Annotated in this window: 22 protein-coding genes and 2 pseudogenes; 15 read left to right on the top strand and 9 right to left on the bottom strand. The window is 58.6% G+C overall.

Annotated elements, in window-relative coordinates:
• Positions 1-496 precede the first annotated feature (496 nt).
• The 3 genes from FFS64_RS20845 to FFS64_RS20840 all read left to right on the top strand — a co-directional run bounded on the left by FFS64_RS20845 (position 497) and on the right by FFS64_RS20840 (position 5660).
• A complete protein-coding gene (locus FFS64_RS20845; protein WP_137806969.1) occupies positions 497-4036 on the top strand; it encodes a hypothetical protein in 3540 nt (1179 codons plus the stop codon).
• Positions 4037-4294: 258 nt separating this feature from the next.
• Positions 4295-4444 (top strand): hypothetical protein, encoded by a 150-nt coding sequence (locus tag FFS64_RS31320; protein ID WP_171017113.1) that lies wholly within the window; start codon positions 4295-4297, stop codon positions 4442-4444.
• Between the two features lie 28 nt (positions 4445-4472).
• Positions 4473-5660, top strand: a complete 1188-nt coding sequence (locus tag FFS64_RS20840; RefSeq protein WP_137806968.1) for a hypothetical protein — start codon at positions 4473-4475, stop codon at positions 5658-5660.
• 80 nt (positions 5661-5740) lie between these two features.
• Here FFS64_RS20840 and FFS64_RS20835 read toward each other — a convergent pair whose 3' ends face one another.
• Positions 5741-6367: a cell wall hydrolase gene (locus tag FFS64_RS20835; protein ID WP_137806967.1), complete on the bottom strand. Its 627-nt coding sequence runs from the start codon at positions 6365-6367 to the stop codon at positions 5741-5743.
• Positions 6368-6508: 141 nt separating this feature from the next.
• Between FFS64_RS20835 and FFS64_RS20830 the strand changes: the two genes are divergently transcribed.
• From FFS64_RS20830 to FFS64_RS20805, 5 genes and pseudogenes are all read left to right on the top strand, one after another.
• Positions 6509-7360 carry a CAP domain-containing protein gene (locus tag FFS64_RS20830; RefSeq protein ID WP_137806966.1) on the top strand — a complete coding sequence of 284 codons (852 nt, stop codon included), beginning with the start codon at positions 6509-6511 and terminating at the stop codon, positions 7358-7360.
• Positions 7361-7856: 496 nt separating this feature from the next.
• The gene (moaA, locus tag FFS64_RS20825) at positions 7857-8855 is read left to right on the top strand and encodes a GTP 3',8-cyclase MoaA (RefSeq protein WP_137806965.1); all 999 of its coding nucleotides are present in this window, start codon (positions 7857-7859) and stop codon (positions 8853-8855) included.
• Positions 8856-8859: 4 nt separating this feature from the next.
• Positions 8860-9090, top strand: a pseudogene (locus tag FFS64_RS20820) (bestrophin family ion channel); the annotation flags it as partial.
• A 531-nt stretch (positions 9091-9621) separates the two neighbouring features.
• Positions 9622-10986 carry a glutamine synthetase family protein gene (locus FFS64_RS20815; RefSeq protein WP_137806964.1) on the top strand — a complete coding sequence of 455 codons (1365 nt, stop codon included), beginning with the start codon at positions 9622-9624 and terminating at the stop codon, positions 10984-10986.
• Between the two features lie 161 nt (positions 10987-11147).
• Complete coding sequence (locus FFS64_RS20805) at positions 11148-12431, top strand: FAD-binding oxidoreductase (protein ID WP_137806962.1); 1284 nt, start codon at positions 11148-11150, stop codon at positions 12429-12431.
• Between the two features lie 190 nt (positions 12432-12621).
• Here the strand turns inward: FFS64_RS20805 and FFS64_RS20795 are convergent, their stop codons facing one another.
• Positions 12622-13407, bottom strand: a complete 786-nt coding sequence (locus tag FFS64_RS20795) for a DeoR/GlpR family DNA-binding transcription regulator (RefSeq protein WP_137806961.1) — start codon at positions 13405-13407, stop codon at positions 12622-12624.
• A gap of 285 nt (positions 13408-13692) precedes the next feature.
• On the opposite strand from FFS64_RS20795, the pseudogene FFS64_RS20790 reads away from it, so the two are divergent.
• The 7 genes and pseudogenes from FFS64_RS20790 to FFS64_RS20765 form a co-directional block, all read left to right on the top strand.
• Positions 13693-13812, top strand: a pseudogene (locus FFS64_RS20790) (serine hydrolase); the annotation flags it as partial.
• Between the two features lie 41 nt (positions 13813-13853).
• Entirely contained in the window at positions 13854-13985 is a 132-nt protein-coding gene (locus FFS64_RS31775; RefSeq protein ID WP_256660504.1) for a hypothetical protein, read from the top strand.
• Positions 13986-14166: 181 nt separating this feature from the next.
• Positions 14167-14334: a periplasmic nitrate reductase, NapE protein gene (napE, locus tag FFS64_RS20785; protein WP_137806960.1), complete on the top strand. Its 168-nt coding sequence runs from the start codon at positions 14167-14169 to the stop codon at positions 14332-14334.
• Positions 14335-14357: 23 nt separating this feature from the next.
• On the top strand, positions 14358-14618 hold the full coding sequence (locus FFS64_RS20780) for a chaperone NapD (protein ID WP_137806959.1): 261 nt from the start codon (positions 14358-14360) through the stop codon (positions 14616-14618).
• Positions 14615-17119, top strand: coding sequence for a nitrate reductase catalytic subunit NapA (gene napA, locus FFS64_RS20775; RefSeq protein WP_137806958.1), 2505 nt, complete (start codon positions 14615-14617; stop codon positions 17117-17119). Before FFS64_RS20780 ends, napA begins: the two co-directional genes overlap by 4 nt.
• 11 nt (positions 17120-17130) lie before the next feature.
• The gene (locus tag FFS64_RS20770) at positions 17131-17616 is read left to right on the top strand and encodes a nitrate reductase cytochrome c-type subunit (protein ID WP_137806957.1); all 486 of its coding nucleotides are present in this window, start codon (positions 17131-17133) and stop codon (positions 17614-17616) included.
• Positions 17617-17625: 9 nt separating this feature from the next.
• Entirely contained in the window at positions 17626-18222 is a 597-nt protein-coding gene (locus FFS64_RS20765; RefSeq protein WP_137806956.1) for a cytochrome c3 family protein, read from the top strand.
• Position 18223: 1 nt separating this feature from the next.
• Here FFS64_RS20765 and FFS64_RS20760 read toward each other — a convergent pair whose 3' ends face one another.
• The 7 genes from FFS64_RS20760 to tssA all read right to left on the bottom strand — a co-directional run bounded on the left by FFS64_RS20760 (position 18224) and on the right by tssA (position 25578).
• Complete coding sequence (locus FFS64_RS20760; protein ID WP_137806955.1) at positions 18224-18895, bottom strand: ATPase; 672 nt, start codon at positions 18893-18895, stop codon at positions 18224-18226.
• 128 nt (positions 18896-19023) lie between these two features.
• Positions 19024-20154, bottom strand: coding sequence for an OmpA family protein (locus FFS64_RS20755; RefSeq protein ID WP_137806954.1), 1131 nt, complete (start codon positions 20152-20154; stop codon positions 19024-19026).
• Positions 20155-20169: 15 nt separating this feature from the next.
• Positions 20170-20616, bottom strand: a complete 447-nt coding sequence (tssE, locus tag FFS64_RS20750) for a type VI secretion system baseplate subunit TssE (protein WP_137806953.1) — start codon at positions 20614-20616, stop codon at positions 20170-20172.
• A 3-nt stretch (positions 20617-20619) separates the two neighbouring features.
• The gene (gene tssJ / locus FFS64_RS20745) at positions 20620-21090 is read right to left on the bottom strand and encodes a type VI secretion system lipoprotein TssJ (protein WP_137806952.1); all 471 of its coding nucleotides are present in this window, start codon (positions 21088-21090) and stop codon (positions 20620-20622) included.
• Positions 20984-22234: a type VI secretion system baseplate subunit TssG gene (tssG, locus tag FFS64_RS20740; RefSeq protein ID WP_137806951.1), complete on the bottom strand. Its 1251-nt coding sequence runs from the start codon at positions 22232-22234 to the stop codon at positions 20984-20986. Before tssG ends, tssJ begins: the two co-directional genes overlap by 107 nt.
• Positions 22198-23967, bottom strand: coding sequence for a type VI secretion system baseplate subunit TssF (gene tssF, locus FFS64_RS20735; RefSeq protein WP_137806950.1), 1770 nt, complete (start codon positions 23965-23967; stop codon positions 22198-22200). Before tssF ends, tssG begins: the two co-directional genes overlap by 37 nt.
• Before the next feature lie 24 nt (positions 23968-23991).
• On the bottom strand, positions 23992-25578 hold the full coding sequence (tssA, locus tag FFS64_RS20730; RefSeq protein ID WP_137806949.1) for a type VI secretion system protein TssA: 1587 nt from the start codon (positions 25576-25578) through the stop codon (positions 23992-23994).
• Positions 25579-25726: the final 148 nt, after the last annotated feature.

Raw genomic sequence — 25726 nt, 5'->3', positions numbered from 1 at the left:
TCCGCCAGGATCATATTCAATATGCCGCGTGCCACGCTCCCTGCCTTCACGCTGCATAAAACCGCTCTAAATCAGCTTGATTGCCACTCCGCAAGGCATAAAGTTATTTTTACCGGGCACCTCGGGCACCCAATAGAAAACAGAATACTTCCAGGCACTCTACCCGGTTAAGCCTGTCACCCATCGCAACTCGGCCCGCAACTTCAGTCTTGTTCAACTGAATCGCCCCACGCAAAAACAAATACCACAAAAAAACGGACGCACATTACAAATGCCTTCAAACTTTCACCCCTGGATCATGAAATTAAATCCACCGCTAACTCACCCGCAACTAACCAACCAGCAGAAAACCGCTCCAATCCAGCAAGCCGGTTGATACCTGATTGGGTCAGCCACAACAAAAAGTCCAATTGGCCCGGTAAAAAGCCGCTCTTAACCATCTGGTTAATCAGGTCTATACATAACTAGTAACAGTCGGCCACCTGAGGGACAGGCCATGGACAACAACAAGGATTCAGGTACTAACCTGGCTTTTTGGCTACCAGGCAGCGCGGTCATCCTAAGTCTGGTGGTATCGACATTCGCCCTGACCCGCGAACCCTTCCTGGAGCCACGTCCTGTCGGTGCACAATTTCAGGCACAACTGCCTATCGAAGCGCGGCTATGGCAGGACCCGTTTGATGCGCTTGAGCGGTATCGCAAAAAACTCAGGGATACCGGCAACAAAGAGGCCGAGAAAAAACTATGCGTTCCCGAAATCACAACGCCGCCAGGAGAAACCACCCTCACCGACATCATGGTGGCGTTGGTCGAAGGGGGCCCTTATGCCGATGAAGTCGAGCGCCGGCGTCGTACTCGATACGCCCTTTTGGCCGGGTTCAAAAATTCCCACAGAGTGCCTGCTCAGGAGCAGTACATACATTGCTTGAGGCTTACCAAGGATTTCACATTCAACGAAACGGAGTCGGTAAGCGATCTCGCCATCCCTTATGAAATGTTTGTCTCCAATCCCCTTGATCGAGTGCAACCTCCAAAAGGAACACAGCCGCCTGCGAACCAGACAATCGTGTTCTGGCTCAAACAAGACGCTCTGGGTTCACAGCCACTGCAGAACCTGGAGAAATTACGCGTAAGCCTGTCATCCAAACTTGGCAGTCTACGGGAGTCGCCCGCTACCGGCACACAGCCACCCGAGACACCCGCTGTCCTGAAGGTCATCGGCCCCGCAACCTCGACGATTCTTCGCGATATGTACGAAGAGGAGGCCGACGGCAACGCCCCTCCTCATATCGAGATCTATTCACCTCTGGCCACTGCCGACAACGAGCTCCTCGATAAAAGCCTCAAGCCTCGTGATCAGGACACGGAAAAGGAAAAGGACACGAAAAACAAGAAATCGCCGTACAAAGAGACCATGAAAATACTGCGCACCGTCAGCGACGACGGCACCATGACGCAGCTGCTGTTGGAAGAGCTGAAACTGCGCCATGTCGATCCAGCGTTCGGGGTACGTTGCAACAAAGGCAGCCTGCGCCGAGTCGGATCGACTTGTGGGGGAAATAGTTGGCGCAGTTTCGACCGCATCGCGTTGATCTCGGAATGGGACAGTTTCTACAGCCGCGCGTTGATCGAAAGCTTCAAGGCCCAGGTCGCCAAGGACGCCAACCTGCGCGACGACGATGAAAAGGCAGTAGTCAATCAGTGGATTCTGCGCTTCAGCTACTTGCGCGGCCTGGACGGCCGACTTCCGGAGGAAGCCGCCAGCAGCGACAAAACCACTGGTACCGATACCGGCAAGAACAACAAGGACCCCAGCAAAATCGATTTGAGTCCATTGGAGAAAGCCGACGGAAACTCACAGCTTGATTATCTGCGGCGCCTGGCCGACCACATAGCGCAAGTGGATGAAGCCTATCGACGCAACGGTGAAAGCGGCATCGGCGCCATCGGAATACTGGGTGTCGATGCCTACGACAAACTATTGGCATTGCAGGCGCTCAAGAACCGGATGCCATACAAACTGTACTTTTCCACCGACCTCGACGCACGCATGCTGCAACGAGGACAGGCGCAAACCACGCGCAATCTGATATTGGCCGCACCCTACGGCCTGTCGCTGACGCGAGCTCTGCAGCAGGATGTACCGCCGTTCCGCGACAGCCTGCAAAGCGCTGTGTTCATCTCTGTTCTGGCGGCGCTGGCGCCACAATCCTTCGATGCCAAGCGGGCAAAATTCGACTATTCAAAATCAGAGCTGCTCTCGCCCGGCATCTATGAGATTGGCATCAGCGGATTCATCCCATTGGCGAGCCCGCTGAGTGGCAATCGCCCCGCAAGTTGCGAAGCACCGACATTGCTGTCCCGGTCGGATCAAGACCTGCGACCGCATGACCTGATGGCGTTGCGATGTCTTCAGGACCCGTCACCTCCGCCCTATCCTCAAACCACCCAGGCAGTACGCGATCAGCTCAAGAACACCCAATCGTTCTTCTGGGCAGGACCGCTGGCGGTCACACTGCTTTTACTCGGCGCGTTCATCGTCTGGTGGTGGATCGAAGTTCCGAAGAATGACAGCAAATTCACCCATCGCTGGGTACGAGGTGTACCTATCACGCTGTATCTAGTGGCAGCATTCTGCGCCTTTATCGCCACGCGTTTCTGGCACGCGGAATTCCTTTGGGTCACCTTTCTATTGATTTTACTTGGCATCATCTCGTCGAATCTTGTCCGGCGCTCCGAAAGGCAGGCCTTGCTGAAAAACGACGCTGCCGCCGACACAATCAACCACTTACCCAATGCCTCTGCGTGGTACATCGTGGTTCCCCTCGTCGTCTTTGTACTTGTGCTGATGCTGGCGTACCAGATGCGTAGCACGTTGACGGCCAACGGGTTGGGTGAGCCGATGTTCCTGTTCGAAGGTATCAGTGCCTGGCCAACCGTGGCGCTGCGTGTGGCCGCGGTGCTGATATCGCTGTCGGCATTGGCATGGGGCTGGCGCAGCCTGTGCATCAACAGAACCGAGATCGAGATCAGCTACGATTTGCAACCACACATGTGCAGGTATCCCATGACCTTGCGAGGGCAAGCACTGCGCTTCTTTCGTAAAGGACTCGAAAAGGGCTGGACCCTTCGTCGCTGGTGCAAGGAGTTGGGACGAGGCCTGATGTTCATCTTTTTCCCGCTGGTAAGGGCCAGCGATGATTGGGCCAAGTCCTGTGCATCCACCAGGGTTGGCCCGGACGGACGCAAGATGATCTTCATTGCCCCGTTCTGGGGCGAGCACTGCGTATGCGGGTCGTTCGGCGCCCGAATGCTACGCGCTCTTTTTGCTACCTGGATTTTCGTCGTGGTCACCAGCGTACTTTTTGTCGCTTGGCCAATGGAGCAAATTCCCGTACGCGGCGAATCAAGAGTGTGGATGTTGAGCTGGCTGATTCCAACCCTGACGTTCCAGGCACTGGTGTTCTGGGTCGTGGATGCCAATCTGCTACTGACGCGTTTCATCCGCCATCTAAGCGATCATCATGCAATCTGGCCAAGAAGTTTGCAGCTCAAACATAGGGAGATATTTGGCGAGAAGTACAAACATCCCTGCATCGACGACTGGGTGGACTTGCAAATGATCGCCAAGCGCACCTCAGCGGTCAGCCGGCTGATCTATGCGCCGACACTGGTCATGTTGATCCTGCTGGCGGCGCGCAGCAGCCTGTTCGATAACTGGCCAACACCACCCAGCATCATCATTTCATTCCTGCTCACCGCGCTGATGCTGCTGGTCTCTGCGCTGTCGCTTCGTCGCGCAGCAGAAAAGGCGCGCACGGTCGCCTTGCGACACATCGATGCCTATCTGCTGGAAACACCTGCCGATAAGCCGTTCTACGACAAATTCCGCATGATTCGCGAACGCATAGTGGCACTCAATACCGGGTCATTCTCGCGCTATTCCGAGGAACCGCTGGTCCGCGCGCTGCTGCTTTCACTGACGGGTATTGGTGGCTCGGCGCTGGTTGATGCGTTGAATTATGCGAAGTTCTAAAGAAAGACACGCGTGTAGTTGCCTCAGCTTTGTATCCCGAACCGTTAAGCACGCGAAACACTAATCACAAAAGAGCATAACCAAACAACCATTGACAACTTAGAGAGCCATTCACCATGTATCTATATCAAAAACCAAATCCATCAAATACTACAACCGCCCCTCTAAAACAAGTAAATCCCGAAAGCAATAGCTTGTCATACTCTAAAACCCCGCTAGACTTTTGATTACCGTCCTCACACCTCCCAGGAAAAAATCATGGAAATCCTCGAAATCATAAATTCCATTTCATCAATTCTTTCATTACTAGTCAGTCTTTTCGTAGCTGCCAAGGTCGTAAAAATCGGCAACAGCGTACACATTAAAGGCAATGACAACATGACCATAGGCGGAGACTTTAAAGGCTAAGTCCCAGTTTCATCTTTGGAGTTATAGGGTGATGACAAAAAACATTATTGGAGGAAATGATAATCTGCTTGTCGGTGGCGACCTAGTCATCCATTTGTCGCCCGCCGAGCAAGCAGATATATTCGACAAATTCTTCGCCTCCGCCGACCTGCGCTTTAAAAATGAGATCTCCGAAACAGGTAAGGTCTTCCGGATTTCAAAACAAATCGAATACTCTACGGAAAAAATATTCACTTCACTAAAAGAACTTGGTGTACCTACAGATATAGCAATCAAAATCCCCCTACACATAATCGATCTACTAAAGGACGTGCTCGACACTTACGACAATAAACACATAGTAACGACCGCCGATATCCGTGCAGCTGTAGTAATAGCACTTGAAGGGCTTTCTCTAACCGGCAGATTCACTGGTGATACTACCTCGACGTGGGCCGCAGCTTATATTCGGAGATACGGAAACCCCGATTGCGAATTTGTCAAAGTACTGGATCATGGCACGTCACGGGATCTTGATTACAAGTTCATCACAACCGAACTTCTACCCCACATACTTAGCCGAACACTTGGCTTGCCTCGATGCCCGGAAACGGAACCGGAAATACTTCTCTCGCAAGTATTCAGCACAAATCGGCTCAGGACAATGTCAACTGAAATCGTAAGATTGGTTAATACGCTGGGCCTGTATTCAATCAGATATAAAACCCTATTATTATTGGTTCAAGATTTGGCCCTTGAGCCTCCCCAACCTTGGCTGGTAACCCCGGAAACTCAGAAAAAAGTTGTCGAATACAATATTATTCGAATGCACACTTACCATCAAATCATTGGCAGCACATCAGCATCCCGGAATTTTGCCCTTCTTGGATATGCACACCAAGAATTCTTTCGTCATGCCGGCACTACAATCTTGGCACTATACGGTACTTTTTTAGGTGCAGGCTCACATTATGGCCTAAGTGAACTCACCCGAATGCTAAGTCTAAAGCATCAGCACCTTCCTCTTTGGTCTCACTGTGAAATCCGCTCTATAGAGACTGAGCTTCAAGCACTTAAAACATCAGTAACAGAGCTTAAATTCAATACACAAAGTGCATTACAAATCATGCGCTTCCCACCTGCAGATGGTTCCCACTTTGCTAAACTAGAGAAGAACGTTAATTACTTCTTTGATCTTGCAACTGATCTAACCAACACAAAAATGCGCATCAGTTAAAGAACTCACTTATCAAACATAAGCGCTTCACTTTCGGTGACTCAGGTAAATTGAAGAAAGTTTCCCCCACGTTAAAGCAGTTACTTCGCATCCCCACCCTGCGGCTTGTAAAACCGGAACAAACCGATATCCACGGTTCTGATGTACTCCCTGGCCCAATCCGGTTTCACCGTGCGGTCATGGAAATACAGTGCGCCGCCCGTTCGATCCGGCAGTTGCTTGTTCAGCGCCTTGCGCGCGATTTCCTTGGCCATCGCGTATTGCACCTCTTCCTGCACCGAATCGGAACGCCCGTCGCACCACCAGGAGAACTGGCAACTCTTGGTTTCCGAACCCTGCTTGACCACACCGCATACAGTATCGGGAAAGCCCTCATGGCCGAGGCGATTCATGACCACGTTGGCCACGGCTTCCATGTCGGCGGCGTTTTTTCCCTTGGCTTCCCAATAGATCGAACGGGCCATGCAGGTAATGGCGTCGTCCAGCGGCGCGGCGCCGGCGGGGTCGACGGCCTGGACTTCGGACTGGGTAATGGCTTCGGATTTTGGCGCCGGCGCGGAACTGGGATTTTCCGCGGCCTTTTGCTCCAGCACTTCGGCCTTGTCTTCGGCCACTTCTTGCTTTTGTTTCTGATCCTGGTCGGCAGCGAATGCCGGAGCAGCAAGTACAGTCAGTGCAAAACAGGCCGCTATCCAGTCGAGGCGCATGGTTGGGATGACTCAGTTGGAATTATCGCTTCAGTGTAGTAGTGAAATGATTGCACACCCGCCACAACATTCTGGAAAATCCATTGCCTTAACGGGAACAACTTCACGCATCATGGGCGCAGTCAGCCAAAGGGGATCTTCATGCGCTTCACATCGTCCGCCATGCGCTTCGCCGGTTTTTCACTGGGTCTGCTGTTCGCTGCCAATACCCTGGCGAGCGATGAATCGCAACTGATCGAATCGATCAACGTCTATCGCAGCCAGGTGCAACGCTGCGCCGGCCAGGTTTCCTCGGAACTGCCGCCACTGGCAGCCGATCCGCGACTGGTACTGTCCGCCGCGAGCATCGGCAATCTGCAGCAGGCCATGGCCACCGCCGGTTACCCGATGAAGAATGTGCAGGCGATCAGTCTGTCCGGACCGCGTGATGCGCCGTCGGCGATGAAGGCGATCCAGGAAAGTTTTTGCCAGATCGTGCTGGACCCGCAGTTCGTCGATGTCGGCGTCAGCCATCAAGATCGCGCGTGGCGCATCGTGGTGGCCCGACCACTGTTGAGCGCCCGCCTCGGCGACTGGCAGGCCGAAGGCCAGAAGCTGCTGGCCGAGCTCAACGTCGCACGTGCCCGACCACGCCAATGCGGCGCGCAATCCTTCAACGCCACCACGCCACTGACCTGGAACGCCACCCTGGCGACCGCCGCCGAAACCCATTCGCGCAGCATGGCCAACAACAACTACTTCGATCACAAGGATCGCGATGGCCGCACGCCGGGCGACCGCGCGGAACTGGCGGGCTATGACTTCCAGCAGATTGGCGAGAACATCGCCGCCGGGCAGGACAGCGTGCGCAAGGTGGTCGACGGCTGGCTGACCAGCCCAGGGCATTGCGCCAACCTGATGAACCCGCAGTTCCGCGATGTGGGGGTGGCGTATGCGGTTGATCCGAAGAGTGATGCGGGGATTTACTGGACGGTGATGTTTGGGGCGCAGTGACGGCGGTCAGCGCGCCCCAGCCGACGGCTTCTTTGCAGGATTTATAGCGGTCGACGGCTTCCCCGTGAAAATGCACTCAGGCATTGACCCGATTCAGGTCATTGATCGTTTGACGGAGAAAAGGATATGAACAGGGATAAATCACGGCCTTATCGCGATTAACGACCCACTGTTCGAAGATATTTACCATTGATTTTAATTGCTTGAATTCAACAACTTACAGAATCTTAAAGCCATCTTTCAAAGCAACCCATTCCATCATAGATCCGCTCGATCAACCGGTCATCCATAGTGATTGGACGCCCTCGCAAGTTGCTCTTAGCCTGCGCTCAACACACCTGTAATTGTGGGAGCGAACCTGCTCGCGCGGGACTCAAGCGCGCCGCGTTGCCCCCCCTAACTGCGCGTTATCGTTAACAACCAGCGTCGGAACACCGCCCGGAGTCGGTTCGCTCCCACACTTAAATCAATGCGTGCAGCGCCAAGCGAGGATGTCATGTCGGAACGAGTCTTGATCGATGGGTTCGCCAGGCGCGTGGACTATCTGCGGATGTCGGTCACCGATCGCTGCGATTTCCGTTGCGTGTATTGCATGGCCGAAGACATGGAATTCCTGCCGCGCCAACGGGTACTGACCCTGGAAGAGATCTATCAGGTGGCACAGAGCTTCGTCGCACTGGGCACCCGCAAGATTCGCCTGACCGGGGGCGAACCGCTGATCCGCCCGGGCGTGGTGCAGCTGTGCCAGAACATCGCCGCCCTGCCCGGCCTGCGTGAATTGTGCATGACCACCAACGGTTCGCAGTTGGCCAAACTGGCCGAGCCCTTGTTCGAGGCCGGGGTAAACCGCCTCAACATCAGCCTCGACTGCCTCGACCCGCAACGCTTTCGCGAGCTGACCCGCACCGGCGAACTGGCGCAGGTGATCAAGGGCATCGACGCCGCCAATAAGGCGGGGTTTCGCAATACGAAGCTTAATTGCGTGGTGATGAAGGGTCGCAACGATCACGAGATCAACGACCTGGTGAGTTTCGCCATCGATCGCAACCTCGACATTTCCTTTATCGAAGAAATGCCCTTGGGCACCATCCATGAACACAGCCGCGCGGAGTCGTTTTACTCCAGTGCCCAGGTTCGTGAGCGGATTGCCCAACGCTACACGCTGATTGATTCCGCCGAGTCGACCCAGGGTCCTTCGCGCTACTGGCGACTGGCCGAAGCACCGCAGATTCGCCTGGGGTTCATTTCGCCCCACAGCCACAACTTCTGTGGCACCTGCAACCGGGTGCGGCTGACTGTCGAAGGTCGTCTACTGCTGTGCCTGGGCAACGAGCATTCCGTCGACTTGAAGGCGGTACTGCGCGCTCATCCGGGCCAACCCGAACGTCTGGAGAACGCCATCATCGAGGCGATGAAGCTCAAGCCATACCGGCACAACTTCGAAGTGAACGACGACGTTCAGGTCATTCGCTTCATGAACATGACGGGCGGCTGAAACCATGATCGTCAGACCCAAATCCAATCTGGTCGGCGTGCTGACTTCACTCAAGGGTTCGATCGCCAAACGCATTGCGCGACGCAGCCTGATGGTGACCTTGCTCACTTCGGCCATCGTGCTCATCGAAACCTTGCACCCGAGTTATCTTTCCAAGGTCAGTGCCACCCTGCTCGGTCTGTCGCTGTCGATCTTCATGAGCTTTCGCAACAACGTCTGTTATGACCGCTGGTATGTGCGCACCATCGAGCGTGATGTGCAGGAGGCGTTGGGGGTGACACAACTACCGCCCCACATGGAGCCGGTGGATTTTGTCCTGAACTGACACTCAGGCCATTCACCCCCAGGATTTGAATCACAATTAACGTTATCTGAGCACCGGACGTTTACAGACGCCCCTTTCACCCCTAGTATCCAGTCACCCCCGGATGGCTTGTTATCGGCCTCCGACGTTTTCCACTGCTGGAAACATGAGTCATGCGCACTTCGCCGTCAGAGCACCACGTCTCGACTCAGGCCACCTCGCTGTTGGCCATGGACGGCATTGCCTCATGAAACGCATCGTCAACCTGCCCATGGCCCTGCGCCGCTCAAAACTGCGTCACTCCGCACGTCCGCCGGATAGCACCCTGCTCGCCTGATCGCGTTTTCAACGCATCGAGCCCCTCTTTTCGCTATCGCTGCCAGCACGATCCGGGCCTGTACCCGTCGTCGTGCCCTGGCCTGAATCCGTGCGCCTGCGTGGCGCCAACGTGAGTGACGAACAATGAAATTCGCAGCCCTTGAAGACGCCCGGAACTTTCTGGCGAACAACCCCGATATCGACATGATCGAGCTGTTCATTCTCGATGCCAACGGTGTGCCACGCGGCAAGCTGTTGCACCGCGAGGAACTGCTGGCGGTGTACGAAAGCGGTCGCCCGCTGCCCAGCACCATCCTCGGCCTGACCTTGCAGGGCGATGACGTGGAAAACTCCGGGCTGGTCTGGGATGTGGGCGATATTGACTGCCGCGCCTACCCGCTCGAAGGCAGCCTGGTGCGCTTGCCATGGCGGCAGATTCCGACCGCCGCGGTGCAAGTCAGCATGCACCCGCAGGAAGGCATGCCGGCGAGCATTGCCGACCCGCGCCACCTGTTGATCAAGGTCATCGAGGGCCTGAAGGCGCAGGGTTATCACCCGGTGATGGCCTGCGAGCTGGAGTTCTATTTGCTCGATGCCAAGCGCGACCACCTCGGTCGCCCGCAACCGGCGCTGGATGCGGATGGTGGTCGACCGAGACACACCCAGGTGTATGGCCTGCGCGAACTGGAGCAGATCGAACCGTTCCTCGCCGACCTCTACGCGGCATGCAAACTCCACGACATTCCGGCGCGCACGGCGATTTCCGAATACGCCCCGGGCCAGGTGGAAATCACCCTGGAACACGGCGATGCCTTGCTCGCGATGGATCAGGCCGTGCGCTACAAGCGACTGGTCAAAGCCATCGCCCACAAGCACGGCATGCAGGCCACGTTCATGGCCAAACCCTTCGATCATCTGGCGGGCACCGGCATGCACATGCACGTCAGCATCGCCGATGCCGAGGGCCGCAACCTCTTCGCCTCCGAAGACCCGGCGGGTACCCCGCTGCTGCGCACGGCCATCGGCGGCATGCTCGCCTCCTTGCTCGATTCGCTGCTGCTGTTCTGCCCCAACGCCAACTCCTACCGGCGTTTCCAGGCCAACAGTTATGCGCCGCTGGCGCCGACCTGGGGCGTCGATAACCGCACCGTCAGCCTGCGCGTACCGGGTGGCCCGGCCAACAGTCGGCACATCGAGCACCGCATCTGCGGCGCCGATGCCAACCCGTATCTGGCGGCGGCAGCGATTCTGGCCGGCATCCACCGCGGCATCCGCGAAGACCTGGATCCGGGCGAACCGGTCGAAGGCAACGGCTACGCGCAAGCCACGCAACTGCTGCCGACCGATTGGCTGACATCGCTGACGGCGCTGGAAAATTCGGTGTGGGCACGGGATGCGCTGGGGCAGGAGTTTTTGGGGGTGTATCTGGCGGTCAAGCGGGCCGAGTATCGGCAGTTCATGGCTGAAGTGGGAGAGCAGGATTGGCGTTGGTATCTGACTGAGGCGTAAACCAGTCGCCATCCGCAGCCCCCCTCCTGTGGGAGCGAGCCTGCTCGCGAATGCGGTATGTCAGTCACCAAAAGTGCTGAATGTACCGGCCTCTTCGCGAGCAGGCTCGCTCCCACAAGGGGCGGCGCCAGCTTCACTCCCCCTTTTGCCAGGACATTGTCATGACCCAACGCACCCATTCCTACTACACCGCCACCCTCAACCAGGACACCGACTACCCCACACTGCAAGGCCGACACCGGGTTGACGTGGTGATCATCGGCGGCGGTTTCACCGGCGTCGCCACGGCCGTCGAGCTGGCGGAAAAAGGCCTGAAAGTGGCCATCGTCGAAAGCCACAAGATCGGCTGGGGTGCCACCGGGCGCAACGGCGGCCAGGTCACCGGCAGCCTGTCGGGCGACGAAGCGATGCGCAAACAGATGCGCCGCACCCTCGGCGATGAAGTCGACGATTTCATCTGGCACCTGCGCTGGCGCGGGCACCAGATCATCCAGCAGCGGGTGGAAAAATACAGCATTGCCTGCGATCTCAAACACGGCCACCTGCATGCCGCGTACAAGCCCAGCCACATGGACGGTTTGCGCAAGGATTACGACGAGGCGGTGCGCCGTGGCATGGGCGACGAGGTCAGCCTGCTCGACCGCAGCCAAGTGCGTGACCTGCTGCAAAGCGATCTCTACCACGGCGCCATCAAAAACACCCGCAACATGCACCTGCACCCGCTGAACCTGTGCATCGGCGAAGCGCGGGCAGCGGAAAGTCTTGGCGCGCTGATCTTCGAAAACAGCGAAGTGCTGGAGATCATTCACGGCGACACGCCGGGTGTGCGCACCGCCCACGGTCGCATCGACGCCAATCAGGTGCTGCTGGCCGGCGACGTCTACCACAAACTGGAGCCGGGCCAGCTCAAGGGCAAGATTTTTCCGGCCATGGGCGGCATCGTCACCACCGCGCCACTGGGCGACCTGGCCAGACAGATCAACCCCGAAGACCTGGCCGTGTACGACTGCCGCTTCGTACTCGACTACTACCGCCTGACCGCCGATGGCCGCCTGCTGTTCGGTGGTGGCGCCAACTACAGCGGCAAGGATTCACGCGACATCGCCGCCGAACTGCGCCCGTGCATCGAGCAGACATTCCCGGCGCTCAAAGGCGTGGCCATCGACTACCAGTGGAGCTGCGCGATGGGCATCGTCATCAACCGCATCCCGCAACTGGGCAAGCTGTCGGACAACGTCTGGTATTGCCAGGGCTACTCCGGCCATGGCATCGCCACCACGCACATCATGGGCGAAATCATGGGCCGGGCGATCACCGGGCAACTGCAGCAGTTCGACACCTTCGCCGCCTGCCAGCACATCCGCGTGCCCATGGGCGACCTGCTGGGCAACCCGATGCTGGCGGCGGGCATGTGGTACTACCAGATGCTTGAGCGGTTGCGCTGAGGGCATCTCTTCCAAAGGGGGTCTGCGCTGCTCATGAAATTTATGTCCCACCACAGTCCATTGTGGGAGCGAGCCTGCTCGCGAAAGCGGTGGGTCAGTCAGCATGGATGCTGGATGTGATGGACTCTTCGCGAGCAGGCTCGCTCCCACAGTGGTTCTCTGGCGCTCAGATGTTCTCTGTGGGAGGGCCTCACCCCTCCACCTGCACCACCTCGATCCCCAGCCTGCGGTAATCCTCGACATTGCCCGATGCCACATGCCGCTCGGTGATCAGCGTGTGCAAGCGCGAGCACGGCGCGACCACGAACGGCTCCACCGCGCCCAGCTTGTCCGCCGTGGTGACGGCAATCACATGGGACGCACTGTCGAGCATCGCCTGTTTCACCGGCACCTCGTCAAAGTGCAGCGAACTGATGCCGACTTCCGGGTGAATGGCGCACACTCCGGTGAACAACAGATCGGCCTTGATGCCTTCGAGCAAACGCAGGGTTTCATGCCCGCTGGCCGACATCGTCGCCGGATTGAGTTGCCCCCCCGCCAGAATCACTTTGATGCCCTTGTACTCGGACAAGGTAATCGCCGTCATCGGCGACGCGGTGACCGCCGTGATGCAGATGTCCGACGGCAACGACCGCGCGATCTGCAAGGTGGTGGTGCCGGAGTCGAACATCACGATCTGCCCGTTTTCGACCCGGCTGGCCGCCAGCTGCGCCAGGCGGGTTTTCACTTCATCGGTTTCACTGATGCGGGTGAAGTAGTCCTTTCCGGTGTCCTTGGGTCGAGGCAGCGCTCCACCGTGCACCCGCTGCACCAGTCCGGCGCCGGCCAGTTCTGACAGGTCGCGGCGAATGGTGTCTTCCGAGACGGCGAAATGCTGACTCAGCTCCGAAGCCATGACCTTGCCGTCGCGCTCGAGGATCAGGAGGATTTTCTGCCGGCGCAGATGCGGGAGTTCGGTGGTGGAATGATCGTGCATGAGTCTGCCTGTTTATGCGCGAAATTGCGTGTTTGTCCGAGATTAGCCAAAACACAGGGCAAACACAAACCGGCGAACCCGGCAAAAAATGCCAGATATCAATTCTTTCGATCTTTCAAATCATGAAGGCGAATTTCTTATTTTTTATCGACCTGTTCAGAATGGCGCCGTCACTCATGTTCTGGATGGATACCTCATGAATCTCAATTTCGCTTTTGCCTGCATGATCGTGGTCTCGTTCACCATTGCACTGGTGCACAGCTGATCGGCCCTGTCGCTGGTGGCGACGGTTTGACCGGTCTTGACGACACCGTCCCGGAAGGCCCGTTTACCCTGCACCAACTGCTGCGACACGAAGCCGGGCTGGCGGATTATTCCGAACTCGCCGAATTCCACACCGCTGTCGACTGTTGAGCTGACACACCGGCGGTGCCCCCGGCAGCGTCGTGGCGGTCTATCGCAGTAGCGATGGTGCCAACACGGCCAGTTGCGCGGTGTTTCAAGCAAACACTCAAGACGCGGTGGTCGAAACCGAAGTGGTGAAGCGCCTGGCGGCGATCCTGAAAGCACATCATTAAATATAAACGATAACGCTTATCAATAATTTGTCAGGCAACCTGATGCACTATTGATTTGAAGCAATACAACCCACTCTTCCTGTCAGCATCCTCCATACCGTCGGTCGATAAGGCTCGCGCCGTTAAACCCGGGAAAAACTTCGTGATCTAGTCTGAGTGCAAGTTCGGCGGAGTGAATTCAATGTCATTGGCAGAAGAACAAAAACTGCAGCGGCGCAAGGAAACCCGGCTGTTCCTGTTTCTTGTCGTCTGCCTGTTTCCGCTGCTGTCAGTCGCTATCGTTGGCGGCTACGGCTTCATCGTCTGGTTTTTCCAAATGATCTACGGCCCGCCCGGGCCACCCAACTGACCATATTCTGTTGGAGTCAGCGCATGGACGAAGCCCTGCACATCGCCAGCCTGGTTGTACTTGCCCGACCTGAACTATTTGAAGCCGTAAAAGCCAACTTGCGTCTATTGGACGGCGTGGAACTGCATCAGGAAAGTACTGCCGGAAAACTGGTGGTCGTGCTTGAAACCACACACGAAAACCAGATCCTGCAACGCATCGAACAGATCAACAATCTGCCGGGCGTACTTAACGCTGCGTTGATCTATCACGAAATCCTCGATTCCGCCGGAGACGTCGAATGAGCATGTCGCGTCGAGCATTCGTCAAGGCCCAGGCCGCGGCCATTGCAGCCTCTGCCGCTGGGCTGCCGATTTTCACCACCGCCAGCAATCTGGTGACCGAAGCGGACATGGTCACCCTGGACTGGAACAAGGCGCCCTGCCGCTTCTGCGGCACCGGTTGCAGCGTGATGGTCGCGACCAGGGACAATCGCGTGGTGGCCACCCATGGCGACGTCAAGGCCGAGGTCAATCGCGGGCTCAACTGTGTGAAGGGCTATTTCCTGTCCAAGATCATGTACGGCGTCGACCGCCTGACCCAGCCGCTGCTGCGCATGAAAAACGGGCAGTTCGACAAACAGGGCGAGTTCCAGCCGATCAGTTGGGACAAGGCCTTCGACATCATGGAGTCGAAATTCAAGGAAGCCTTGAAGAACAAAGGCCCTGAGTCGATCGGCATGTTCGGTTCCGGGCAATGGACGGTGTGGGAAGGCTACGCCGCCAACAAACTGATGAAGGCCGGCTTTCGCAGCAACAACATCGACCCCAATGCGCGCCACTGCATGGCCTCGGCGGTGATGGGCTTCATGCGCACCTTCGGCATGGACGAGCCGATGGGTTGCTACGACGACATCGAAGCCACCGATGCCTTTGTGCTCTGGGGCTCGAACATGGCCGAGATGCACCCGATCCTGTGGAGTCGGGTCACTGACCGGCGTCTGAGTTACCCGCATGTAAAAGTCGCCGTGTTGTCGACCTTCGAACACCGCAGCTTCGAGCTCGCCGATATTCCCATGGTGTTCAAGCCGCAAACCGATCTGCTGATCCTCAACTACATCGCCAACCACATCATCGAAAGCGGCGCGGTCAACAAAGACTTCATCAGCCAGCACACGCGCTTTGCCCAGGGTGCCGATGACATCGGCTACGGTCTGCGACCGGATGATCCACGGGAAAAACAGGCGAAGAATGCCGACAAGGCCAATACCTGGACGGACATTTCGTTCGAGCAGTTCGCCGCGTTCGTCAAACACTACACGCTGGATCGCACGGCCAAGGAGACCGGTGTCCCGGCTGAACGACTCAAGAGCCTGGCCGAGTTGTATGCCGATCCCAAACGCAAGGTCGTGTCGTTCTGGACCATGGGTTTCAACCAGCACACTCGCGGGGTGTGGGCCAACAACCTGATCTACAACATCCACCTGCTCACCGGCAAGATCAGCGAGCCGGGCAACAGCCCCTTCTCGTTGACCGGCCAACCCTCGGCTTGTGGCACTGCTCGGGAGGTCGGCACCTTCGCCCATCGCTTGCCCGCCGACCTGGTGGTGACCAACCCGAAACACCGCGCCACCGCGGAACAGATCTGGAAACTGCCCGCCGGCACCATCCAGGAGAAAGTCGGGTTTCACGCTGTGCAACAGAGCCGCATGCTCAAGGACGGCGTGCTGAACGTCTACTGGACCCAGGCCAGCAACAACATGCATGCCGGACCGAACATCATGCAGGAAACGCTGCCCGGCTGGCGCAACCCGGAAAACTTCGTGATTGTCTCGGACGTCTACCCCACCGTGTCCGCCCAGGCCGCCGACCTGATCCTGCCCAGCGCCATGTGGGTGGAAAAGGAAGGTGCCTTTGGCAACGCCGAGCGCCGCACACAGTTCTGGCACCAATTGGTGAGCGCACCGGGTGAGGCCAGGTCGGACCTGTGGCAACTGGTGGAGTTTTCCAAACGCTTCAAGATCGATGAAGTCTGGCCCGCCGAGCTGCTGGCCAAGTCGCCGGAATACAAGGGCAAGACCCTGTTCGACGTGTTGTTCAGGAATGGTCAGGTCGACCAGTTTCCGGTCGGACAAATCGAGGCTGGCTACAAGAACGACGAGGCCAAGGCCTTTGGTTTCTACCTGCAAAAAGGCTTGTTCGAAGAGTACGCCCGCTTCGGCCGTGGCCACGGCCATGACCTCGCTGCCTTCGACCGTTATCACAGCGAACGCGGCCTGCGCTGGCCGGTGGTCGATGGCAAGGAAACCCGCTGGCGTTACCGCGAGGGTTATGACCCTTATGTGGAGACCGGCAGCGGCGTGCAGTTTTACGGCTACCCGGACAAAAAGGCGATCATCTTCGCCCTGCCCTACGAGCCGCCAGCCGAAGCCCCGGATGCCGAATATCCGTTCTGGCTGAGCACCGGCCGGGTCCTGGAACACTGGCACACGGGAAGCATGACCCAGCGGGTCGAGGAGCTGTACAAGGCCGTGCCGGATGCGCTGGTGTACATGCATCCCGACGATGCCAAGGCCATGAACGCGCGCCGTGGCAGTGAGGTGAAGCTGATCAGCCGCCGCGGCGAAATCCGAGCGCGCATCGAAACCCGGGGGCGCAACAAACCACCGCGGGGTCTGGTATTCGTGCCGTTTTTCGATGCCAACAAGCTGATCAACAAGGTCACGCTCGATGCCACCGACCCGATCTCCAAACAGACCGACTACAAGAAATGCGCCATCCGCATCGAGTTGATCAGCGCGGCCTGAGGAGCACCGTCATGACTTTTCGAATCCTGCCGTTGGTTTTGCTCGCCTTGATGGGTGCGGTCATTGCCGCCGAGGTCGATTACCCGTTGGATGCGCCGGGTCCGGACGGACGCCGGCCCGGTGGCACCCTGACCCAGAGCATGCCCGCCCCGCCGATTGCCAACGATGAAAACAAGGACCTCAAGCGCGAACGCAATTACCCCGACCAGCCGCCGACCATCCCCCACAGCATTCGCGGTTATCAGATCGACATGAACGGCAACAAGTGCCTGTCCTGTCACAGCCGGGCCAACAGCGCGCGTACCCAGGCGACGATGATCAGCATCACCCACTACATGGACCGCGACGGCCAGGCGCTGGCGGCCGTTTCACCGCGTCGCTACTTCTGCAACCAGTGCCACGTACCGCAAAAAGAGGTGTTGCCGCTGGTGGGCAACAGCTTCGAGACCATCGACAAAATCCTGCAAGACGACGCCAACGCCGCGCAAAAACCTTGAGGAGGCGCCATGAAAGCACTGTTCGCCCTGCTTAAGGACTACTGGGGCATCCTCTGTCGGCCGAGCGTTTACTTCAGCCTGGGGTTTCTGACGCTGGGTGGCTTTATCGCCGGGATCATTTTCTGGGGCGGTTTCAACACCGCGCTGGAGCTGACCAACACTGAAAAATTCTGCGTGTCCTGCCATGAAATGCGCGACAACGTGTTCGTCGAGTTGCAGGACACCATCCACTACACCAACCGTTCCGGTGTGCGCGCCAGTTGCCCGGACTGCCACGTCCCCCATGAGTGGACCCACAAGATCGCACGCAAGATGCAGGCGTCGAAGGAAGTCTGGGGCAAGCTGTTCGGCACCATCGACACCCGCGACAAATTCCTCAACCTGCGCCGTGAACTGGCCGAACATGAATGGGCCAGGCTCAAGGCCAACGATTCGCGCGAATGCCGCAACTGCCACAACTTCGAATTCATGGACTTCACCCGTCAGAGCAAGCGCGCCGCGGCCATGCACTCAACGTCACTGGCCAAGGGCGAAGCGACTTGCATCGACTGCCATAAAGGCATAGCGCACAAACTGCCCGATATGAGCGGGGTGAAAGGCTGGTAGGTCACCGGTTGCTTGCGACATGACCCGCGCTGCCAGCCGTCACCAGCGCCTTCAACGACGCATCGAACTGCTTCAGCGCCTTCACTTGCAACTCGGTCTGCTGGTTGATCTGCGCGGCAATCTGCGGCGCGGCTTTGCCATGCACCCACACCGACGGCATTTGCTGTGCCCGCGAACCTTCGGCCTGGCCGATGTATTGCAAGTTGGCGTCGTAGAATTTGGCCATGAACCGCGCTTCAACCTGGTCGTTGCGCTTGGACACCAGGCGGCTGTAGGTGTCGAGCATCACCACCACATCCGGATGGGCCTGCACCGCCGCATCGAGGTTGTCGTAGACCGTCACCGAAGCGAATTCTTTCTGCAACGATCCCATCAACCAGTTGATCGCCCGCTGCGGATCGGAGCTGTCGACGAACGCCTGGCTGATCCGCGAATCGAGCTCTGGATTTTTCGCCCCTTTGACCGCCACCGCGTGATAGCTCTCAAGGTATTGTTGCGTGTTGAGCGTGTTTTCGCTATAGAGCACCGCCACCGTTTTCGCCTGCTGCAAATTGGCGCTGCTGTCGGCGATCGGCAGGAAATGGCAGGACGGATCGGCCGCCACGGCCGGTACGGTGGCGGCAAGGCTGCCGGTCAGCATGGCGACGACGGCCAACAGAGTCGAAATTCTCATCGCGCAGGTTCCTTCAAGGGCGAGATTGCAATGACCCTATCCTCCTCTGATGACAGAAAAACAGAACTTGCATTCTTTAATGATGGATATCGAGCAAATGAATGATGGCTATGGATGTGCTTACCCAGTCATGCCGGACGCTCACAAGCCCCTGCCTGGGGCACCAGATTGATATCGACCCGCCGGTTGGCCGCGCGCCCGGAAGCGCTGTCATTGCTGGAGATCGGTTGACTGGCGCCGACCCCCTGTACGGCGAAGCAACTGTCGGGAATGTCACCCATGCGCTGCATCCAGCCACGCACGGCTGAGGCCCGGGCATAGGACAACTGGAGATTTTGCTCCCGGTCGCCCCGGTCATCGGAGTGGCCGCTGATGACGATCAACCACCCGGGCTGCGCCTTGATGCCAACCAGGGCGTTGATCAGGACCTTGGTTGAGCCAGGCTTGAGTTCAGCGCTGCCAGCGTCGAACAGTGCCAGACTGTCCAGGCGCACGGGGGCGGGAATCGCCTGTTCCCGCAGCCAGAGGCTTGCCAATCGCTGCATGGGCTCGCCGGTTGCCCCCCACCAGACCCCGCACGCCAGAGCAATCAACGCCGACACAGCCCCCAACCACATGCCGCTTCGACGTCGGGCAGGCTCCATTGGCGGTGCAGGCCGGGCAGACCAGATCACGATGGGCGCCAAGGGGGGCGGGACGGAGTCCCTGGCCGGCAGCCGGATGGGAATGCTCCTAGCACTGTCTCGTTGCAGGCGTTGCGTCAGGCCCGCGATCAGTTGGCGCAGGGTCTGCAATGCAGTCAGGGGGAACTGAACCTGATGATCCAGACGCAGCTGCACGCGCAACAATTCGGTGTCTACCTGTGCAAGCGCCGGTAGGTTCCGTGCGTCCATTGGCAGACCGCGCACCACGAATTGCAGCTGAACGAACAGCCAGGCCAGGATGTCCTGGCGCACAGACTCCAAGGCAGGCCACAGGTCGGGCCATTCGCAACTCAGCGTATCGACCAGAGCCAACCCCTGCGCCATACCCTCCAGACCGTAACGTTGACTGCGCGCCAAGGTAAACGCCGCCGCCGATTGCAGGTCCGCGCCGTTGAGCTGGAACAGCACCAGACACAACTGCTCCACCCTCGCCCAGTCCACGTCCGGGCAGGCCGGGTGGTTGAGTTTGGCCAGCTCGTCACCCAACGCCACGAACTCGCCAAAGCCCTGTGGATCGCCACCGACCCGCACACGCATTTCAAATAACGCCGTCATCCAGCTTCCCTTCCGTTACAGGTTCGATTGCGACAGCCAGTCCTGCCGCTTCAGGTGACGCACCATGACGTTGCCCCCGGGCCCCAGTGTCGTGCCGAAACTCACCTGTTTACCGCTTCGTAGCTGCACCTCCAGCGCGTACTCCAAATGCCCCGGCTGAACCTGCGGCAGCACTTTAATGTAGAGGGTTGCCAGCCGTGGTTCGTACTTGAGCAGCGTGCGCTCCATGGTCTTCATCATTCCATGCGCCGATGCGGGCAGCCCTTGCAGGATTACACCCATGTCCGGAAGTCCGTAATCCGGCAAATGTGCGAGTGCCCCGGCGCGACTGTTGAGGATACGTTGCACGTTATCAAGTACCGACAGGGTGTGTTGATCCTCCTCACTGACGTGATGCAGGTCCAGGCCGCCGTCGAAGTTCTGCAGAATCATTTCGTAGAGTGAAGGGTTTGAATCCGTCATCCGTTACTCCTTGGCCGATGGGCGCAAAGTCAGGCGGTTGTCACCCAACTCGATGACCCGAGCCTGGTCCGGGTCCAATTCATCGCGGTTCAGTGTCAAGCGCCATGTGTTCGTCTCAATGTCGGGCTGGCGAAACAGCGCGACCACAGAAACGAACCGTGCATCCTTGTCCATCGGCACGCTCAGTTGCGCCCCCTCCCCCGGCTTGACCACCACCGCCCGTGTATCCAGCAGATCACTGCGCAGCAGGTTGTCGTCATCGTCGACCAAGGTGTCGTAGGTGGCTTTTTCCAACGTCTTGCCATCGCGTAGCTGGTACACCCGCACCAGGGTCGGGACCGACAAATCATTCATATCCACCGCTGTGTTATTCACGGCCGTTCTGGAGCTGAAATCCAGGTGCAGGGTTTTCACCTGCTTGTAGAAAATCAAGCTCGCGGTGGACGCCGTGGCGTCTGTCGCCGATTGAGTCAACCCGCAGCCGCTCAGCAGCACGAGGAGCGTGGTGACTATCAGTGATTTGGAAATGGTAGGCGACATGTTGCAGCTCCTTTTCGTCGGGATTGCATTTCAGACCTTGATAACAGCCCAGGTTGATCGCGATGGTGTCGTGCTCCGTCTCTTCAGACGTATTGCCATCGAGTCCCAGTACACCCGTCATCCCCAGCAACACGGGGGCAGCGCCCAGAATCGCTGGCGGCAGGCTGTGCAGTGGTAGCGACAATTGCAGCCGCGCGGTGCAGCGCCAGCCCAGATACACCTGTAGCAACACCAGCAGATCGTCATACAGCCGGCCACCCGGTAACCAGCTTCGAGCCTCTTGCCGATCCTCGGTGAACAGCCCCAGACGCAATTGGCTGTTGGCGTCGTAGCCGACAGGGCCAAGAGGCGTGCCTTGGGACAACCTCACCGGATGGTGCGTGGACAGCCCGGCCGGTTGCGCCAAGGCAATTTTCCGTGGCCAATGCGCAGTCACCTTCACGCGAGTGTTGGGCGCGAGTAGCGTCACCAGCGCGCTGATCCCCTCGGCGTTACGGGTGGGCAGGCGCATCACACTGAGCAGCGCAAGAAAGCGCGAAACCGGCGTGGCGATCCGCTCGGCGGTGCCGGGAATTCCCAAGCCGATGAGGCCCAGCAGGCATTGCGACGTCGCATCACTACCGCCCGCCTCGAAAGTCGCCGGGTAGGAGTACTTGCGCCAGACACGATAGAACTGGGTAAAGATGCGGTGATTGAACATATCGAGGAACGCCTCCAACGCTTCGTGCCCTTCGCGGCGCTGGGTGATGTCGTCGAGAAAAACGGTCGGCAACGGCGAATCCACGCCATACAAGCCAAGCAGACGTGTGCGCACCGTGGCCGGGCGTTGCGGCTGGTTGTCGTCGGTCTCGATCGCCCGCAGTTCGCCGGCGGGAAAGCCCATGCCGGGGTCGGGACGAAAGCGCACCGGGTCATCCGCCGGATGTGTGGTGCTGCCCAGCGGTGGGTGATCGGGTATCGACTGTTCCAGCAACTGGCAGAAGCGATACAGATTGGCCTCGGCCACCCGCCCCTGCAGTGCCTGGAGTAACCCGGTGGCTTTCAGCCGGGAATACGCTGACTGTGGTTCTCGTTCCATCGCAGGCACTTTCCAGTAGGTTGAAGGATCAGCGTGAGCTGGTTGAACAGATGAATGTCGGCGTACAAACCGAAGAAGCGATTGAGCATCTCGCCGAACAGGGTGATGTCGCCGTCACCGGAAAAACCGTTAGCGTCCAGGGTGACTTCAATGTCCACGCCGCGCAGCAAGAAGCCTTTTTCGAAGCGCTGCTTCAAGAAGTGTTTGACTTCGACGATGGCGGCCAGGCGCCGTCGATTGAGTTCGCTACCCGTCCAGTCATACAACGCCAGGGTGCCGCGCAGTACTTCGGCGTTGTCGAGCATCGGCAGAAAGTTCGACCCCAGGTGACTGAGTACGCGCCAATGGAAGCGGTCGCGGTTCGGCGGATAACAGGGCAACGTCGGCACGCAAAGGTTGCGCACTCGCAGGCCGGACTTCGAGGATTGCACCAGCGTGTCGAGCAAGGTGCTCTGCAACGCCTTGCGCGGGAGTTGGCCATGCGTGCCGGTCAATTGCAGCGACAGGCTTTGGTCGTTACTCAGATTGTCCTTGTCAAAGCCTTCGCCGCCGAGGATCAGCCAGGTATCGTGCAGGCCATTGGCGCCCCGTTTCAGGCGGGTATGGAAGTAACGCTCGGGCGCATCGTCGCGCAGCATGCCGCCCTTGTGGCGAAAACTGCTGAATGGCACATAGTCGTGACGCTCGGCGTTTTTCGACGCGGTGACCCGATCCACTGAATAGATCTCCGTGTGACCGTCCTGCAAGCGCATTGGACGAAGCAAGTAGTCCGTCTGCAACGGTTGCAGCGTCAGCGGATCGGATTCGAGCGTGAACAGATTGATCACCGGCACCGCATGCAGGCGAATGTGCTCGGCGCTCAGATTGAAAGCGGGCGACCAGGCCTCGCGCAGGACCACCTCCAGCTCAAACCAGGCGGCACCCGGTGCCAACTTCAGATGTTCGAGCCCACACAGTGTCACGAACATGAATTTTTCGCGAAAGGTGAAATACTCCAGCAGCAGCTGATAACCGCTGAAGGCACTGTCACCCTTGGGCCACAAGCGATCCTCATCGGCGAAGCCCTTGGGTGCGAAATACCCCTCCAACGGATGACGTTCCAAATCGTCCGGCAGGCGTACGTACAAGGCCTGGGTGTTGAGGGTCAGCGCTTGATGCAGCGCGCTGGCCAGCGATGCGTCGGCATTGAGGTACAGCGGCAGGCGACTTAGGTCAATCTGGCTCCAATCGGTCATTGCACCGCAGGTAAAGCGCAGTCGCAGCAACGAACGCCCGTCGGGTTCGTTCGCCAGTCGCAAGGACTCGAGCAACAGTGGCCGTAACGTCAGGTCCTGGGTGGTGGTGTAGCGGCAGCGGGTTCGCTGCGGACCGATGGGCTGCGACAGTATTTCAAAACCGGTTGCGATCACTTCACTGTGCTTCATCTCCTCCACCTGTGGTGAAAGTTCGACAATCGATAGCGATGGAATGGTGCGTAGATAATGCGGCCATAACAGGCTGACCAAGCCTTCGGTCAGCTCCGGCAGGTCATCGTCGAGTTTCTCGCGCAACCGCCCCATCAGGAAGGCGAAGCCCTCGAACAGGCGTTCCACATAAGGGTCGCGTGCACCCGGTTTGTCCAGGTTCAGTTGCGCTGCCCGATCCGGAAAAGCCTCGGCAAATTCCCGGCCGGCTTCACGCAGGTAACGCATCTCAGCGTCGAAGTAACGCAGTGTCAGATTGTCCATGCTCACGGTAAAAGTCCTGATCAAAGAGGGTTAGCCGCACAGCACCGCTGCGCGTACCGGGTCGATGGCCACCAGCGCCGCCAGCAGCGCGTCCATCCGCTGCCCGAGGGTGGCTTTGTCGGCGTCGTTGCGCTGGGCTTTCAAACGCAAGAGCTTGAGTAGACGGGCCTTGATCTCGAAACTCAGTTGCGGCTCCCACTGCGCCAATGCCTGGTGTTGCGCTGTTGCATCCAGCTCGCCCAGTAGATGCAGGGCCAGATCGCTCTTGCTGTATTGCTCGGCCACCCGCGCCATCAGCAGGTGCAACAACCATCGTTGCCGACCGGTATCGATGCCGGGACGCGCCGCCAGCCAGGCCAGGGCCTGCTCGACGCCTTCGCTATCGGCCTGAGCCAAGGCTTCTCCCTCCAGCGAGAGGATTTCGCTATCGATGCTTGCCGGTGCAGCAGTCGGTGCCGGCAGCCACTGCGGCTGGCGATTGCCGCTGACGTGCTGCGCGATCCACTCGCGGGTGGTCTCGTCGGCCATAGGTGTACCGTCGCTCCAGCACAGCACTTCCAGGCCTGGCAGTCGTTCAAGAAACATCCCCAGGTCCCGCTTGACGATATCGGCCCAGTTGTCCAGAGGCGCGGGTTGTTTGCTCAACGCCTGACAGGCGTACCACTGCAAATCCAGCCAGAAATGGTTGACGCCCTCGGCGTAAATGCGCTCGACCTGATCGAGCAGCTCATTCCAGTTTTGCTGCAGATACAGCCGTTTGAGTTGCGCCCGATAGTCACCCCGGGGCGGCGTCAGACGAGTCAGGCCTTTGGCATCCTGCGGCGGCGCCTGATGCACCGTGTCCCAACGCAGGCTCTTCATCAGACGATGAGCCGCCAGCCAGCCTTGAGGCTGTTCGCGCAGATACCCGGCGAGCGCGCGACCATTGTCCAGCAGATCACGACCGGATTTGATCGCCGTCGCAGCGGCTGCGCCGGTCTGGGCATTGGCTTCGTGGCTGGCACTGTTCTGCGGCACCAGCGCATCCACCCCGCCGGACTGCGCCAGCCGGGCGGACAAAGCACCATACAGAGCGCCCAATTCCGGACGCTCGTCCTGCGGCCAGGCGTCCGTTCCGCGCTCCAGCCAGGCCAGCGCCGCCACCGTGCGCTCCGCCTCTTCCTTTACCACTTCCGGGTACAGCGACAGGCACTCGAGTACCTTGGCGCTGGTCAACCACTCCAGGGACATCCTGCGGCTATTGGCTCGCGTGGGCAGGACATGCGCGGCGTAGCGTTCGAGCAAGGCCGCCAACAATTCCAGGCCATCGGCCAGACCGGCTTCACCGTCCTTCTGCAGGCGTGCCCACAGGTAATAGGTGGCGACGCGCAGGTCCTTGCAGCGCTGGCTGAGCAGCTTCTGCGCCAGCTGAATCACCAGGTCCACCTCCGCGCCGGACAGCCTGTTGACCTCCTCGCGCATGCGCTGGAAGTCATCGTCGTAGCCGGGGTCTTCGCCAACCGGGGTTTCGGCACTGATGGGCTCCAACCAGGCTTGCCAGCGTTCGGCTTGCAACCGGGCCAGCGTCAGGGGGTCACGTTCACCCAGGCAACGGGAGATCAGGGTTCGCAGGTTCATTCGACACTCCCGTTTTGCGCGACTGCCGCACGTCCTTCGCTCATGAAGATCTGCTTCGGCAGCTTGAAGTCCCTCAGCTTGAGCAACGCCAGCGGTCCCGCCCCCAGTTCGGTGCGCAGGTTCCAGGTCAGGTAGATGCCATCGGGCG

The sequence above is a fragment of the Pseudomonas sp. G(2018) genome (genome assembly GCF_005502415.1).
Classification (GTDB): domain Bacteria; phylum Pseudomonadota; class Gammaproteobacteria; order Pseudomonadales; family Pseudomonadaceae; genus Aquipseudomonas.
The sequence above is the reverse complement of the archived record's forward strand: the minus strand, read 5'-3'. Positions and strand labels throughout refer to the sequence as shown.